The organism is Pectobacterium aquaticum, assembly GCF_003382565.3.
Classification (GTDB): domain Bacteria; phylum Pseudomonadota; class Gammaproteobacteria; order Enterobacterales; family Enterobacteriaceae; genus Pectobacterium; species Pectobacterium aquaticum.
Genome location: NZ_CP086253.1, coordinates 1,198,630 through 1,214,926, shown reverse-complemented (window position 1 = coordinate 1,214,926; position 16,297 = coordinate 1,198,630). Strand labels below are relative to the sequence as shown.

Here is a 16,297-nt window from a genome sequence, read left to right as displayed (position 1 = left end):
GGCGGAAATTACGCCGGATAACGACAAAGCCCGTGATCCCCCTGTCTTTGTCTATAAGAGACAATAGATTAACCGGGGTAATGATAAGCATTTATTGCCCAAACATTTGTTTGATCCAGTCCGCGACGCCTTCTCCGTTTTGCTGGTCCTGCTGCACTGAAGGCTGCGGCTGGCTCGCCTGACACAGTGCCTGCGGATTATCCGTCCAGACCGGCAATACGCGTCCGGCGCTGCTGCCGTTACAGATAAAGTTACCGCTGGCATCCACCGTCATGGTAGTAATGCCTTCCGGCGGTGTCAGCATTAACGGCAGCGGTGTTTGGTTTTCCAGATAGCGACGATAAATCGTCAGCGCACCGTTCGCCCCCGTCAGCTTGGCTGGGCCGTTGTTATCGCGCCCTACCCAGCTAATCGCCACTTCTTTACCGTCGATCCCAGCAAACCAACTGTCACGCAGGTCATTGGTAGTACCCGTTTTCGCCGCCAGATGATAATTCGGGAATTTCACCGCCAGCGAACGCGACGTACCGCGTTCGACAACCTGTTGCATGCCATACAGCGTCAGATAAGCCGCCTGCGCCGGAACCGCGCGTTCCGCCTGCGGGAAGCTCTGATACAGCACCGTACCGTCTTCCGCAATCACCGAACGCAGCGAGGAAAGCGGAGCACGGTTACCGCCGCTGGCGATCGTCTGGTATTCCTGCGCCACTTCCATCGGCGTCAGACTGATCGCCCCCAGCAGCATCGCCGGTACAGGCTGGATCACATTTTCCGGAATCCCTAAACGCTTCAACGTTTCCGTGATCTGATTCAGCCCCACGGCCATCCCCAGATTGACGGTCGGCACGTTCAGCGAGTTTGCCAACGCATCAACCAGCATGACGCGGCCACGGAACTCACGATCATAGTTCTTCGGCTGCCATAGCTGTCCGTTAGACTGCTTGATCGACAACGGCTCATCCACCAGCAGGGTATTCAGACGATAGGTATCCGGCTGGCTCAGCGCGGTCAGATATGTCGGCGGCTTCGCCAACGATCCGACAGGACGACGCGCCTGTAGCGCACGGTTAAACCCGGCGTACTGCGTTTGAGCACCGCCAACCATCGCGCGGACTTCGCCGCTGAAGCGATCGACAATCACCATCGCCGCTTCCAGATCGCTGACATTACGGCCTGCGCGCAGTGCCGGAACCCCGACTTCCACCGCTTTTTCCGCCGCATCCTGCGAGACCGGATCGAGCGTGGTGAAGATCTTCACGCCGGAGAGATCGTTAACCTTGTCGCCAAGCCGCTGTTGCAGTTCCTGACGTACCAGTTGCATAAATGCAGGCTGAGGGCTGATGACACCGCCTTTCGGCTGTACGCCCAGCGGACGTGCACTCAGCATGTTGTACAAATCGGCATCAATAACCTGCTGATTCTGCAACAGACGCAACACCAGATTGCGTCGCTCTAACGTAATCTGTGGGTTACGCCACGGGTTATACAGCGACGCTCCTTTCACCATGCCCACCAGCAGTGCCTGCTGATCGAGGCTAAGTTCATTTACTGGACGACCAAAGTAATACAGGCTGGCAAGCGGGAAACCGCGGATCTGATCGTTACCGCTCTGACCGAGATACACTTCGTTCAGATACAGCTCAAGGATGCGATCCTTGCTGTAGCGATAATCCATGATCAGCGCCATATAGGCTTCGTTAGCTTTACGCCACAGCGAACGCTCGTTGGTCAGGAACAGGTTCTTAACCAACTGCTGCGTCAGCGTACTACCACCCTGTACCGCACGCCCCGCCGTGATGTTCGCTAAGAACGCACGGCCAATGGAGTACAGGCTGATACCATCGTGCTCATAAAAATGACGGTCTTCGGTCGCGACCAGCGTATCAACCAGCAAATCGGGGAAACCGGCACGCGGCACGAACAAACGCTGTTCGCCATTCGGCGACTGCATCATGGTGATCAATTTCGGATCGAGGCGGAAAAAGCCGAAGTTACGCTGATTGTCCAGATTCTGGATCTGCGACAGACGATCGTTGGCAAACGTCAGGCGCGCCTGAATCTGCCCTTCTTTTCCATCGGGGAAATCAAACGGACGGCGCAGCATGTCGATGCTGTTGCCACGCACGCTGAATTCCCCTGGACGGGTAATGCGGCTCACCTGACGGTATTGCATACCTTCCAGCAGGCTGATCATCTCTTTCTGGCTATAGGCCATGCCCGGCTCAAGGTTGACCATGCGACCATAGACGGCGGCCGGCAACTGCCAGACTTTGCCTTCAATACGGCTACGAATCTGGCTATCTAGGTATACGCCATAGATCGCCATCGCCACGGCAAAGATCAGGAACAGCTTGATCGCCAGCCCCAGCCAGCGCCGTCTTCTCTGCGATTTACGCGTCATGGTGTCATCGCTGTCGTCATCATCATTGTCGTCATAGTCGCCCTGATAATCGTCATAGCCTTCATCATCATAGTCGTCATCCCTGCGGCGTCGTATGGCCTGCTTGCGTTCAGGCTTACGTTTTGGCGCTCTACTTTTGCGTCCGATAGGTTCGCGGTCATCCCCAGACATTACAATAACTTCTCCATCAGGTTGTTCACGGCTATCTGCTCTGCGCTCAAGCCGCCTACTCTGTTTCCCGCTCCTTGTTTGGGAAAGCGGAAACGTCTGAAATTAGTGATTCTGATATTTCTTGGTACGTCTCGTCGGAGCCGTATTTGCCGGATCGTCCGGCCAGACATGCTTGGGGTAACGCCCCTTCATCTCTTTTTGCACGTCGCGGTAGGTGCCTTGCCAGAATGCCGCTAAATCTCGCGTAATCTGTAGTGGACGCTGTGCGGGTGACAAAAGTTCCAATACCAGCGCCACACGCCCTTCTGCCAGCAGCGGGCTCTGCTGCTCGCCAAACATTTCCTGCATTCGCACCGACAGCACCGGTGGCTTATCGTCATAATAGGCGATAGGCAAACGACTACCGCCGGGTGCCGTGTAGTGCGTGGGCAGCGCGCTATCCAGCCGCTGGCGCAGCGGCCAGTCCAACAGCCGCAGCAGCGCATCGCTCAAATTGATCTGGTGCAGCGCACGTAAATCACGCACGCCGACAAGTGACGGCTGTAGCCAGATTTCCAGCGTTGCCCGCAGCGCTTCATCGTCCACTCGCGGCCAGTCAACTTCCGGCAACCACTGGTGCGCGCACTGTAGCCGGGCGCGTAACTGCAACGCCGCAGCATCCCAGTTTAATACATCCATCCCCTGCTCCCGAATCCAGGATAACATCGCCTGCTGTAGTGCCTCATCGGATGGCTTATTCAGCGGACGCGTTCGCAGAGTCAGACAACCTATCTGGTCGCGCTGGCTGGCGCGCAGAGTACCCTTTTCTTCGTCCCAGTGCACCACGTTACGTTCATTTATTAATCCGGGTAGCCGCCGTTCCAGCCGTTCAATATCCAGCGGCAACGCCAGCAGGATCCGTGCCTCTGCGCTTTGCTTGTTTTGCACTAATCGATCGTTCTGTAGCAACGCCGGGGTCAGCAACCACTCGGTGCCTGACAGCGCCTCATCAGGCGACATCATCGCGCCGCTGCCGTTAGCAAGCTGGTAGCGCCCATCCTGACTGCGCCGCCGGGCGATGCGATCGGGGAAAGCCTGTGCCAGCAGCCAGTCGGCTTCTCCGCTGTCAATGCGTCCCGAAGCCGTCGATAAACGGCGCGTCAGCTGTTTTGCCCGCCGCAGCCAGTGTGACAATGGGCGATGCAGCCAGTCAGCCAGATTGATCGACCCGCTACGCGGCGGCTCTTCGAGTATCGCCGCCAGACATCCGGCGGTGGCTAATGCATCTGAACCTTGCTGTGACGCGGCATACAGCATCGTCGCCAGTCGGGCATCGCAGCCTAACGCAGCTATTTTCCGCCCCTCGGCAGTCAGCCGATCTTGTTCATCAGTAATACCAAGCTGGCACAGCAGCTGGCGTGCAGCATAAAGCGCAGGAGCTGGCGGGGTATCCAGCCAGGTTAACTGCGTCACATCAGTGCAGCCCCACTGTAATAAATCCAGCCAGATGCTGCTTAAATCGCTATTCAGTATCTCGGCTTCACTCTGCGCCGCCGCGCGCTCTGCTTGTTCACGCGAGCACAGATGCCAGCATATACCGGGGCTTAAACGTCCAGCACGTCCGGCACGTTGCACCATCGATGCCTGACTGATTCGCTGCGTCACCAGTCGGGTGATACCGCTTTTCACATCAAAGCTGGCTACGCGCTCAAGGCCGCTATCCATCACCAGCCGGATACCTTCAATCGTCAGGCTGGTTTCGGCAATATTGGTGGCTAACACCACCTTACGGCGACCCGGTTCCGCGGGCAGAATCGCCTTTTGCTGCTCCGCCAACGTCAATGCACCATATAAAGGACAAAGATCTGTCTCGCTCGACACGCTATTTTCCAGCAGCGCCTGCACACGGCGAATTTCCGCGACGCCGGGCAAAAACAGCAGCAGCGACCCCGCTTCTTCACTGAGCAAACGCCGCACCTGTCGCGCAACGCCTTCTTCAAAACGCTCCTGACTGTTCAACGGGGCATAACACCGCGCTACCGGATAGCTGCGGCCTTCGGAAATCACGCAGACGGCGTCCGGCAACAGCGTTGCTAGCCGTGCATTGTCGAGCGTGGCGGACATAATCAACAATTTTAAGTCTTCACGCAGCCCTTGTTGCACATCGAGCAACAGTGCCAATGCCAAATCGGCCTGCACGCTGCGCTCGTGAAATTCATCAAGGATGATCAGCGCCACGCCTTGCAGTTCCGCATCCTGTTGCAGCAAACGGGTTAGCATGCCTTCGGTGACGACTTCCAGCCTCGTTGCGTCACTCACACAGCTTTCCGACCGCATGCGATAGCCTATGGTTTGCCCCGGTTCTTCACCCAGTTGCTGCGCCAGTCGCCAGGCCACGCTCTTCGCCGCCAGACGGCGTGGCTCCAGCATGATGATGCGCCCGTTCACATTGCCCTGTTGCAGCAACTGCAACGGCAGCCAAGTTGATTTCCCCGCCCCCGTTGGCGCATTGAGCAGCACCTGAGGCGCGTTATGTAGCGCCGTTATCACATCATCCAGCACGGCGCTGACGGGCGGTAAAATCACAGGCTTCTCCGTATAAGGTTAACTTTCAGCGGCGAGCATTGTAGCATCTGGATGAATGTAGCATCTGATGGAATCAGAACAGAGAGATCGCCATGCCAGCCACACGCCGCCTGTTTTTTGCCTTATCACTACCGGAAACTACACAGCAAGAGATTCTCCGCTGGCGTGCCGAACACTTCCCTCTGGAAGCCGGTCGTCCGGTCGCGGCGGCCAATCTTCATCTGACGCTGGCGTTTTTAGGCGATGTCAGCGAGCAAAAAGCGCAGGTTTTGCAAACGCTGGCAGGCCGTATCCACCAACCCGCCTTTTCCCTTACGCTGAATGACGCTGGACACTGGCCGCGTCCCGGCGTGGTATGGCTGGGCTGCCGTCGTGCACCGCGCGGGCTGTTACAGTTGGCGGAACTGCTGCGGTCTCAGGCCGCACGCAACGGCTGCTATCAAACGGCCTTGCCGTTTCATCCACATATTACGCTCTTACGTGGCGCGACACGCCCCGTTGCGATTCCCCCCGCCACCTTTAGCTGGCAGGTAGACATGACGCACTTTTCACTTTACGAGTCACTTTTCGATAATGGCAAAACCCGCTATCAGCAGTTGGAAAGCTGGTCATTTATTAAATAAATAGTCGAGTGGATAAACAAAAAACAGGATACGCATGGACTATACCCCACGCTTACAACCCGCCCGGTTGATTAAACGTTACAAACGCTTTTTGGCCGATGTCGTAACCCCAGAAGGCGAGACGCTCACGCTGCACTGTGCCAATACCGGTGCGATGACAGGCTGTGCAACGCCCGGCGATACCGTCTGGTACTCCACATCGGATAACCCTAAGCGCAAGTACGCCCAGAGCTGGGAACTGACTGAAACACAACAAAATCACTGGATTTGTGTCAATACTCTGCGTGCCAACACATTATTGTACGAAGCCTTATTAGAAAATCGCATAGAAGAGTTGGCGGGCTACCTAGACGTAAAAACGGAAGTAAAATACGGTACGGAAAATAGCCGAGTCGACCTGCTTTTACAGGCGCCGGACAGGATTGACTGCTATATTGAGGTGAAATCCGTCACATTATTGCAACATGAATGTGGTTACTTTCCGGATGCGGTTACACTCAGAGGGCAAAAGCATCTGCGCGAGCTGCAACAGATGGTTTCCAATGGAAAACGTGCAGTCCTTTTTTTCGCCGTGCTCCATTCAGGTATCCAGCAGGTTTCTCCCGCCCGGCATATTGATTCACGCTATGCGGAATTATTTATCGAAGCACAGCAGGCTGGGGTTGAAATTTTATGTTACGGCTCCACATTATGCCCTGATGGTATTAAATTGACGCATAAGCTACCGTTGTTGGGATGACGTACAAGCATTGCATAACACGCCGAACGTACCACCAAAGGCGTAACACATTGTTTATTATTTAATGTAAGCAGGTTGTTCCTCACACTTTATCAGGCCGGTGTCAGGAAGCATTGCCAACCCCATCTTCATCTGCTATTTATAGCGGCCTGTTTTTTCCCCCTTTGGGGGCCGATATACCCAGATAGCTGAAGTTATGGCCAACAACGCCGCAACTTCACTGCATAAAAGGGTATTATGCGTGTCGTGTTATGTAGGAGAAGCAACATGCAAGAAGGGCAAAACCGTAAGACATCTTCTCTGAGCATTCTCGCAATTGCCGGAGTAGAGCCGTATCAAGAGAAGCCAGGCGAAGAGTATATGAACGACGCTCAGTTGGCTCATTTCAAACGTATTCTTGAAGCATGGCGCAACCAACTCATGGATGAAGTGGATCGTACGGTATCGCACATGCGCGATGAAGCCGCTAATTTCCCGGATCCCGTGGATCGCGCAGCGCAGGAAGAAGAGTTCAGCCTCGAACTGCGTAACCGTGACCGTGAGCGCAAGCTGATCAAGAAAATCGCCAAAACCCTGGTGAAAATCGAAGATGAGGATTTCGGATTCTGTGAATCCTGTGGCGTCGAGATTGGCATCCGCCGTCTGGAAGCCCGTCCGACTGCCGATCTGTGTATCGACTGCAAAACGTTGGCAGAGATACGCGAAAAGCAAATGGCAGGCTAATTTTCCTGTCCAGAATCGGCTCCTGCCCGTCGCGGGGGCCGACTTTAGGTATTTTACCGCTGATGAATGATGCTCATCACTCTATCTTCTGTCTGGATAAAACGCTGACGAGATAGCACCCACTTCTTATGTTTGGAACAACTGGTTTCACCAAAACACATCGTTATGTCGGGCGTTTTGCCCCCTCTCCTTCTGGTGACCTGCATTTTGGCTCACTGATCGCCGCACTCGGTAGTTATCTGCAAGCGCGTTCCCAACAAGGGCGCTGGCTGGTACGTATTGAAGACATCGATCCGCCACGGGAAATTCCCGGCGCTGCCTCTCGTATCCTTGCACAATTAGACCATTACGGCCTGTATTGGGACGGCGAGGTGATGTACCAGTCGCAGCGGCATGCGCGTTACCGCGAGATCCTTCAGCAGCTTCGACAGCAGGGCATGAGCTATTACTGCACCTGTACGCGTAGCCGTATTCAGCAGTTGGGTGGGCACTATGACGGTTATTGCCGGACGCGTAACCTACCGCCCGATAACGCCGCGCTACGCCTGCGCCAGACAACGCCGGTATTTCACTTTCACGATAAATTGCATGGCAAGCTGTATGCCGACAGGGCACTCGCGCAGGAAGATTTTATTATCCACCGCCGCGATGGGCTGTTTGCCTATAATCTGGCCGTCGTGATCGACGATAACGATCAGGGGATTACGGAGATCGTGCGCGGTGCCGATCTGATCGAACCGACAGTGCGGCAAATTTCGCTCTATCAGCAATTGGGCTACGCGATTCCTACCTATGTTCATCTGCCGCTGGTGCTGAATACCGAGGGAAATAAGCTTTCTAAGCAGAATCATGCACCGGCGCTGCCGAATAGCGATCCGCGTCCCGTGCTGCTGGCCGCACTGCAATTCTTGAACCAACCGCTGCCGGAGAACGGTCAGGATATGACACTTTCCGCCCTTCTGGCCTGGTCTGTCGCGCACTGGTCCCTTGATGTTGTCCCGTTACAGGCGGCAATAAACCCATCGGCGATCACATCGGCATTCTCAAAGGAGCATTGGTGAGCTATGATTAGCCGCTATTTTTAGTGACGCACTCCCTTTGACCGTCACACTTGCAGGCCGTCGCTGGGTCGACGTCAAAAACGTTTCCCAGAAATTTTTTGCTGTGCCGTTGATTTATCCATCACTATCGAGGTGTATTATCTTTTCCCGAGTTGCTAATTTTTGTCGTAAGGTACTGAATCGTGAGAACGAAATGGTCGAATCCGAGGAACCGCGCCAGCATCTGACGGTGATTCCGCGTGACCAACATACTATTTCACGCAGCGATATCAGCGATAATGCGCTGAAAGTACTTTATCGCCTGAACAAAGCGGGCTACGAGGCTTATCTGGTTGGCGGCGGCGTACGCGACCTGCTGCTGGGCAAAAAGCCGAAAGATTTTGATATCACCACTAACGCCACCCCCGAACAAGTGCGCAAGCTATTCCGTAACTGTCGTTTGGTCGGGCGTCGTTTCCGTCTCGCCCATATCATGTTCGGGCCAGAGGTGATTGAAGTTGCCACGTTCCGTGGTCACCACGAACAGCATCAGGAACAGCAAGAAGTCAAAAACTCCTCTCAGCAGGCTCAAAGCGGCATGCTGTTACGCGACAATATTTTTGGTTCCGTTGAAGAAGACGCCCAGCGCCGCGATTTCTCGATCAATAGCCTCTATTACAGCATTTCTGATTTCAGCGTACGTGACTATACCGATGGCCTGAACGATCTGCATCAGGGCGTCATCCGTATGATTGGCGATCCCGAAACACGCTACCGTGAAGACCCAGTGCGTATGCTGCGCGCCGTCCGTTTCGCCGCCAAACTGAACATGACGGTCAGCCCGGAAACCGCTGAGCCGATTCCTCGTCTGGCCTCATTGCTGCACGATATTCCTGCAGCGCGCATGTTTGAAGAGTCGCTGAAGCTGCTTCAGTCAGGCTATGGCTACCCGACCTATAAAATGCTGTGTGAATACCAGCTGTTCCAGCCGCTTTTCCCGCTGCTGAGTCGCTATTTCACACCAAATGGCGATTCCACGCTGGAACGCATGGTTGCACAGGTACTGAAAAATACCGATCAGCGTCTGCAAAATGACATGCGGGTCAATCCGGCATTTTTGTTTTCCGCCATGCTGTGGTATCCGCTGATTGAACATGCGCAAAAATTGGCTCAGGAAAGCGGGCTGGCCTACCTCGATGCCTTCTCGCTGGCGATGAACGATGTACTGGATGAGCAGTGCCGTTCTCTGGCGATCCCTAAGCGTATTACCTCTTTAGTTCGTGATATCTGGCAGTTGCAAACGCGGCTGTCTCGTCGTCAAGGTAAACGCGCTTATAAGCTGATGGAACATCCTAAATTCCGCGCCGCGTATGACTTGCTTTGCCTGCGTGCCGAAATCGAAAACCATCAGGAGCTGCTGCGCCTGGCTCAGTGGTGGGGTGAATTCCAGGTTGCCGCACCGCCACGTCAGCAAAACATGCTGAAATCACTGGATGACGGCCCGACGCCACATCGTCGTTCCCGCCCTCGTCGACCGCGTAAACCGACAACAGCACGTAGAGATCCAGCCTAATGACGCGCGTGTATCTGGCGCTGGGCAGCAATCTTGCCCAGCCTTTGCAACAGGTGCGCGCGGCATTGTCTGCGCTAGATGCGATTCCACATACTCGCGTCGTTTGCTGTTCCTCGTTTTATCGTAGCCGCCCGCTTGGCCCGCAGGATCAGCCAGACTACCTCAACGCTGTCGTTGAACTGGAAACCGCATTAGCGGCCGAATCGCTGCTGGATCACACACAGGCCATCGAGCTGGAACAAGGTCGCGAACGCAAGGAACATCGCTGGGGTCCACGCACGTTGGATCTGGACATTCTGCTGTTCGGCGATGCCGTCATCCAGACTGAACGTCTGACCGTGCCGCATTACGACATGAAGAATCGCGAATTCATGCTCTACCCGCTCGCAGAAATCGCCCCTGAACTGACGTTTCCCGACGGCGAAACCCTCGCCCAGCGGTTAACCCATGTCGACCGCAACGGTCTGACTTTATGGGATAATAGAAAGTGGGATGCTGAACCGTGTGATAACGAGAAGCTGACCGGAACAGTCGACCACTAATAATTCTCCCCATCTGCAACTTGAAGCGCGACGGGTATATCGCTACACGTCGGCTTACATTAGAATGTCCCCCTCAATTCTTCGCCCTATTGACATAGGAAGACCGTCATGAAACCGACGACTATCTCCCACTTGCGCCAATGGAAACAAGAGCAGCGAAAATTCGCTACGATTACCGCTTACGACGCCAGTTTCTCTCGCCTGTTTTTCGAGCAAGGGATCCGCGTGATGCTGGTGGGTGACTCACTGGGAATGACCGTGCAGGGTCACGATTCCACATTGCCCGTGACCACACACGATATCGTTTACCACACGCAGTGTGTCCGCCGTGGCGCACCGCTGGCGCTGGTTCTCTCCGATATGCCTTTTATGACCTATGCCACGCCAGAACAAACGTTCAGCCAGGCCGCAGAACTGATGCGTGCCGGTGCGAATATGGTGAAGCTGGAAGGCGGAAGCTGGCTTGCCCCGACGGTAAAAATGCTGACTGAACGTGCCGTACCGGTGTGCGGTCATCTGGGTCTGACGCCGCAGTCCGTTAACATCTTCGGCGGCTATAAAATTCAGGGCCGGAGCGAAAGCGATGCCAATCAACTGCTGGCCGATGCCCTTGCGCTTGAAGAAGCTGGAGCGCAACTGCTTGTGCTGGAATGTGTGCCCGTCGCACTGGCGAAACGCGTAACGGAAGCGCTGTCGATTCCGGTGATCGGTATTGGCGCAGGCAATGTAACCGACGGACAGATTCTGGTCATGCATGATGCCTTCGGCATTACCGGCGACAACACACCTAAGTTTGCCAAGAATTTTCTGGCGCAAAGCGGTGGTGATATCCGCGCGGCAGTGCGTTTGTATGCACAAGAAGTCGAACAGGGTATTTACCCGGCCGAAGAGCACTCGTTTCATTAAGAACAGTCATTTCATTAAAAAACGAGCATTCCGTTAATCGGGCTTATACCCTAAATAATTCGAGTTGCAGGACAAAAACGGCAAAGCGTTTTTGAACAGCGTTTGCGCTGACCCCGCAGGGGTGAGGCCATAAGGCCGAATAACGCGGCAAGAGAAAGAATCCCGATGAGCTTACTTGAGTAAGTGATTCGGGTGAGTGACAAATCAGCCAAAGGCAGATTTGAACGCTGCTTGCAGCGACCCCAACGGGGCGAGGTCCACGCGAGTGGGCCGAGTAGCGTAGCCAACGCACATGCAGCTTGAAGGATGACGGGTATATTTTTAGGAGTACGAGTGTGTTAATAATCGAAACCCCTCTGCTGCTGCGCCGCGAGGTTCGTCGCTGGCGTCAGGAAGGGAAACGCATTGCTTTAGTTCCCACCATGGGTAATTTGCATGACGGACACATGACGCTGGTCGATGAAGCCAGAGCGCGTGCCGATATCGTTATTGTCAGCGTTTTTGTCAATCCTATGCAGTTTGAGCGGCCAGATGATTTAGCCCGCTACCCCCGGACGTTGCAGGAAGACTGCGAGAAATTGAATCGCCGCGGTGCCGATCTGGTTTTCGCACCAAGCCCAGATGTGATATACCCCAATGGACTGGAGTCGCAAACGTTTGTCGATGTGCCCGGCCTGTCTTCCCTGTTGGAAGGTGCCAGCCGTCCCGGTCATTTCCGGGGCGTTGCGACCATCGTCAGCAAGTTGTTCAATCTGGTACAGCCGGATGTCGCCTGCTTCGGCGAGAAAGATTACCAGCAGCTAGCGCTGATTCGGCAGCTTGTCCGCGATATGGGCTATGACATTGATATTATTGGTGTCCCAATCGTACGTGCAAAAGACGGTTTGGCATTGAGTTCACGTAATGGGTATCTCAGTGCGGAAGAACGCCAGCGGGCACCGCATGTTTATCAGGTGATGATGGACATGGCGACACAGTTGGACAACGGCGATCGTCAGATAGACACATTGCTGGAACAGGCGGCAGACAAGCTGCGTGAAGCGGGCTTTACGCCTGATGAACTGTTTATCCGCGATGCTGATACGTTGCAACCGCTGAGCGCGGCCAGCACACGAGCAGTGATTTTGATGGCTGCCTGGTTAGGCAAGGCCAGATTGATTGATAACCACCAGGTCGATTTGACTGTATGAACCGAGGTAACAAAGCGATGATACGTACCATGCTGCAAGGCAAGCTGCACCGGGTCAAAGTGACTCAGGCCGACTTGCATTATGAAGGCTCTTGCGCCATCGATCAGGATTTTATGGATGCCGCTGGCATTCTGGAATACGAAGCGATTGATATCTACAACGTTGATAACGGTCAGCGTTTCTCGACCTACGCCATTGCGGGCGAAAGAGGCTCACGCATTATCTCCGTGAACGGTGCCGCCGCTCGCCTTGCTTGCGTGGGCGACAAACTGATTATCTGCTCCTACGTGCAGATGTCCGACGAACAAGCCAGAAGCCACAGCCCGAAGGTTGCCTATTTCTCTGGCGATAACGAGCTGCAGCGTCAGGCAAAAGCGATTCCGGTTCAGGTCGCCTGATCGCTAAGCAAAAGGCGGTGTTACCACCGCCTTCTCATTTGAAGCATTCGCACACTACGTCCGTAACCCGCGACCGCGTTCAATCAGCCACCAAACCAGCAGATAAAACACCACAATAAAGGCAATCAGCACCGACATTGTGAACAGCAACGGTACATCCTGAATCCCGAGGAAGCCATAGCGGAAGCCGCTAATCATGTACACGACTGGGTTCAGCTTGGAAACGGCCTGCCAGAACGGCGGCAGCAGCGTCAGCGAGTAAAACACCCCACCCAGATAGGTCAGCGGCGTTAACACAAATGTCGGAATCAGGCTGATATCATCAAACGTTTTCGCAAAGACCGCATTCAATAAGCCCGCTAGCGAGAACAGCGTCGCCGTCAGCAACAGCGTCAGAACGATGATCCACCAGGCATGAACATGCAGCGGGACGAAAAACAGCGACACCGCCGTCACCAAAACCCCAACACACAGGCCACGCGCGATCCCGCCGCCAATGTAACCCGCAATAATCACATGGGTCGGAACAGGCGCGACCAACAGTTCTTCAATATTGCGTTGAAATTTGGCGCTGAAAAAGGAAGAAGCGACGTTGGCATAGGCGTTGGTAATCACCGCCATCATGATCAGACCCGGCACGATAAACTGCATGTAGGTAAAACCGTGCATTTCCCCAATACGTGAGCCGATCAGGTTGCCAAAAATAATGAAATATAGCGTCATGGTGATCACTGGCGGCACCAGCGTCTGAATCCAGATACGCCCAAATCGAGTGACTTCTTTCACCCAGATACTCTGTAGTGCTACCCAATACAAGTGCATCATGCCTTTTCTCCCTTACCGTTCGTCCCGTCCCCATTAACCAACGTGACAAACAGCTCTTCCAACCGGTTCGCTTTATTACGCATACTTAATATCGTTATCCCCTGCGCACTGAGCTGGCTGAATAACGCGTTCAGACCTTGCTCGCGCATCACATCCACTTCCAGCGTTGACGTATCCATCAGGCGGAACGCATAGCCTTCAAGCTGTGGCAGCGGGCTTTTCGCCGCCAGATCGAAAATAAACGTTTCTGACTTAAGCTGAGCAAGAAGCTGCTTCATCGAGGTGTTCTCCACCAGCTCACCCCGCTGAATGATCCCGATGTTGCGACACAGCATTTCCGCTTCTTCCAGATAGTGCGTCGTCAAGATAATCGTGGTGCCCTGAGCGTTCAGCTCCTTCAAAAAGCCCCACATGGAACGACGTAATTCGATATCCACGCCCGCAGTCGGTTCATCAAGAATCAGCAGCTTAGGCTCATGCATTAACGCACGCGCAATCATCAGGCGACGCTTCATCCCGCCGGACAACATCATCGCTTTTTCGTTACGTTTCTCCCACAGATCCAGCTGTTTCAGGTATTTTTCGGCACGCTGCAACGCGTCCTGACGTTTCACGCCATAATAGCCGGCCTGATTAACCACAATCTGTAATACCGTTTCAAAGGGATTGAAGTTAAATTCCTGCGGGACCAACCCCAGTTGGCGTTTCGCATTCACTTTGTCCAGCTCAAGGTCATAGCCGAAGACGCGAACTTTACCGGCCGTTTTATTCACCAGCGAGCTGATAATCCCAATCGTGGTCGATTTTCCCGCGCCATTTGGTCCCAGAAGCGCATAGAAATCCCCCGCTTCCACGTTCAGGTCGATCCCCCGTAGCGCTTTGACGCCTCCCGAATAGGTTTTGGTTAGTTGCGCCAGTTCCAGTGCATATGTCATAAGAAATGGATTGCCTTATTATCAGTGAGTTCTACAGATTCAAAGTGTGACAAATATATACTCTAAATAATTCAAGTTTCAGGAAGGCGGCAAGAGAAGGACAAATTCGTCGGGAACGAATTTGACCAGCCAACGGCTGGCCTCCGGTGAGAGACAGGATGTCTCTCATTTCATCCCGATGAGCTTACTCAGGTAAGTGATTCGGGTGAGTGAACGCAGCCAACGCACATGCAACTTGAAGTATGACGAGTATAAACTATCGTTTTTCAAACGACGCATGTTGCCTTATATTACTCCTCACTGCCCCTTGTTTGTTACAGGTCATTTACTTTCATGAAAGAAATTGAAACGCTCATCGCCAATAACCAGCTTTGGTCTAAAACGATGGTGGAAGAGGATCCTGGCTATTTTGAACGTCTGGCGCAGGCACAACGTCCCCGTTTTCTATGGATTGGATGCTCGGACAGTCGCGTACCTGCGGAAAGTCTGACCAGCCTTGAGCCTGGTGAACTGTTTGTTCACCGCAACGTCGCCAATCTGGTTATTCACACCGACCTCAATTGCCTGTCTGTCGTGCAATATGCCGTCGAAGTTCTCGAAGTCGAACATATCATTATTTGCGGCCACTACGGCTGCGGTGGTGTTCAGGCTGCGGTGGAAAACCCGGAATTGGGTTTGATTAACAACTGGCTGCTGCATATCCGTGATTTGTGGTACAAGCATAGTTCGCTGCTGGGGGAATTGCCTCCCGAACAGCGGCTGAATACGCTCTGTGAAATCAACGTTGTCGAGCAGGTTTACAACCTCGGCCACTCCACCATCATGCAGTCCGCCTGGAAGCGTGGGCAGAAAGTCACGATCCACGGTTGGGTTTACGGTATTCAGGATGGCCGTCTGCGCGATCTGGAAGTGACCGCGACCAATCGGGAGACGCTGGAACAGCGTTATCGCCGCGCGATTTCTACCCTGTCTTGATTCGTTGCCTGACGCCCACTCGCTGGGCGTCGCTCACGGCATCGGCCTTACTGATACGCTATTCCTGTGGAACAACCTTGCCGACGTAAGGTAAATGGCGATAGTGCTGGGCATAGTCGATGCCGTAACCCACAACGAATTCATCGGGGATCGAGAACCCAACCCACTCGACTTTCACCGCCACTTCACGGCGATCTGGTTTGTCCAGCAGCGTACAGATAGCCAGTGATTTCGGCTCACGCAGTTGCAGAATTTCCCGCACCCTGCTCAGCGTATTGCCCGAGTCGATAATATCTTCAACGATCAATACGTCTTTGCCGCGAATATCCTCATCCAGATCTTTCAGGATCTTAACATCGCGCGTACTGTTCATACCGCTGCCATAGCTGGATGCCGTCATGAAATCCACTTCGTGAGGGACATCGATCGCTCGGCATAAATCGGCCATAAAGATAAACGATCCGCGCAATAGCCCCACCAATACCATATCGCTGCCGCTATCACGGTAGTGTTCGCTAATCTGTTGCCCCAGTTCGGTAACCCGCGCCATCACTTCCTGCTCAGAAATCATGACTTCCACGGTATGTTTCATCATACTGATAACTCTTTGAAGTAAGGTATTCAGCACCATCGGCAAAATGACAGACTCATTATCGATGATGCGCCAATGCTGACGTTTGAATCAGCCTAG

General features: G+C 53.9%; 15 protein-coding genes. 10 read left to right on the top strand and 5 right to left on the bottom strand.

The genetic code is table 11. The features are described from left to right. Positions 1-91 precede the first annotated feature (91 nt). Both mrcB and hrpB read right to left on the bottom strand, forming a co-directional pair. Positions 92-2,572 (bottom strand): bifunctional glycosyl transferase/transpeptidase, encoded by a 2,481-nt coding sequence (gene mrcB / locus DMB82_RS05700; RefSeq protein ID WP_102118581.1) that lies wholly within the window; start codon positions 2,570-2,572, stop codon positions 92-94. Between the two features lie 102 nt (positions 2,573-2,674). Then, positions 2,675-5,137 (bottom strand): ATP-dependent helicase HrpB, encoded by a 2,463-nt coding sequence (gene hrpB / locus DMB82_RS05695; RefSeq protein WP_116163090.1) that lies wholly within the window; start codon positions 5,135-5,137, stop codon positions 2,675-2,677. A gap of 92 nt (positions 5,138-5,229) precedes the next feature. Here hrpB and thpR point away from each other — a divergent pair, with 92 nt between their 5' ends. The 9 genes from thpR (at position 5,230) to panD (ending at position 12,871) form a co-directional block, all read left to right on the top strand. Beyond that, complete coding sequence (gene thpR, locus DMB82_RS05690; protein WP_040038324.1) at positions 5,230-5,760, top strand: RNA 2',3'-cyclic phosphodiesterase; 531 nt, start codon at positions 5,230-5,232, stop codon at positions 5,758-5,760. Between the two features lie 34 nt (positions 5,761-5,794). After that, positions 5,795-6,499, top strand: a complete 705-nt coding sequence (gene sfsA / locus DMB82_RS05685) for a DNA/RNA nuclease SfsA (protein WP_116163092.1) — start codon at positions 5,795-5,797, stop codon at positions 6,497-6,499. 267 nt (positions 6,500-6,766) lie between these two features. Further along, positions 6,767-7,222 (top strand): RNA polymerase-binding protein DksA, encoded by a 456-nt coding sequence (gene dksA, locus DMB82_RS05680; RefSeq protein ID WP_005969032.1) that lies wholly within the window; start codon positions 6,767-6,769, stop codon positions 7,220-7,222. 128 nt (positions 7,223-7,350) lie between these two features. Beyond that, on the top strand, positions 7,351-8,283 hold the full coding sequence (gene gluQRS / locus DMB82_RS05675; RefSeq protein WP_116163094.1) for a tRNA glutamyl-Q(34) synthetase GluQRS: 933 nt from the start codon (positions 7,351-7,353) through the stop codon (positions 8,281-8,283). Positions 8,284-8,422: 139 nt separating this feature from the next. Continuing rightward, on the top strand, positions 8,423-9,835 hold the full coding sequence (gene pcnB, locus DMB82_RS05670) for a polynucleotide adenylyltransferase PcnB (protein ID WP_208644323.1): 1,413 nt from the start codon (positions 8,423-8,425) through the stop codon (positions 9,833-9,835). Beyond that, entirely contained in the window at positions 9,835-10,377 is a 543-nt protein-coding gene (folK, locus tag DMB82_RS05665) for a 2-amino-4-hydroxy-6-hydroxymethyldihydropteridine diphosphokinase (protein WP_116163096.1), read from the top strand. The genes pcnB and folK overlap by 1 nt, the downstream gene beginning before the upstream one ends. Positions 10,378-10,485: 108 nt before the next feature. Further along, positions 10,486-11,283 carry a 3-methyl-2-oxobutanoate hydroxymethyltransferase gene (gene panB / locus DMB82_RS05660; RefSeq protein ID WP_116156209.1) on the top strand — a complete coding sequence of 266 codons (798 nt, stop codon included), beginning with the start codon at positions 10,486-10,488 and terminating at the stop codon, positions 11,281-11,283. Positions 11,284-11,618: 335 nt separating this feature from the next. After that, positions 11,619-12,473, top strand: a complete 855-nt coding sequence (panC, locus tag DMB82_RS05655; RefSeq protein WP_116163098.1) for a pantoate--beta-alanine ligase — start codon at positions 11,619-11,621, stop codon at positions 12,471-12,473. Positions 12,474-12,490: 17 nt separating this feature from the next. After that, positions 12,491-12,871: an aspartate 1-decarboxylase gene (panD, locus tag DMB82_RS05650; RefSeq protein ID WP_014916285.1), complete on the top strand. Its 381-nt coding sequence runs from the start codon at positions 12,491-12,493 to the stop codon at positions 12,869-12,871. 54 nt (positions 12,872-12,925) lie between these two features. Here the strand turns inward: panD and DMB82_RS05645 are convergent, their stop codons facing one another. After that, positions 12,926-13,696, bottom strand: a complete 771-nt coding sequence (locus tag DMB82_RS05645) for an ABC transporter permease (RefSeq protein WP_039360891.1) — start codon at positions 13,694-13,696, stop codon at positions 12,926-12,928. After that, on the bottom strand, positions 13,693-14,631 hold the full coding sequence (locus DMB82_RS05640) for an ABC transporter ATP-binding protein (protein WP_103862597.1): 939 nt from the start codon (positions 14,629-14,631) through the stop codon (positions 13,693-13,695). The genes DMB82_RS05645 and DMB82_RS05640 overlap by 4 nt, the downstream gene beginning before the upstream one ends. A gap of 333 nt (positions 14,632-14,964) precedes the next feature. On the opposite strand from DMB82_RS05640, the gene can reads away from it, so the two are divergent. Further along, positions 14,965-15,606 carry a carbonate dehydratase gene (can, locus tag DMB82_RS05635; protein ID WP_005969011.1) on the top strand — a complete coding sequence of 214 codons (642 nt, stop codon included), beginning with the start codon at positions 14,965-14,967 and terminating at the stop codon, positions 15,604-15,606. A 58-nt stretch (positions 15,607-15,664) separates the two neighbouring features. Here can and hpt read toward each other — a convergent pair whose 3' ends face one another. Next, the gene (hpt, locus tag DMB82_RS05630) at positions 15,665-16,198 is read right to left on the bottom strand and encodes a hypoxanthine phosphoribosyltransferase (RefSeq protein ID WP_208644324.1); all 534 of its coding nucleotides are present in this window, start codon (positions 16,196-16,198) and stop codon (positions 15,665-15,667) included. Between the last annotated feature and the right edge of the window lie 99 nt (positions 16,199-16,297).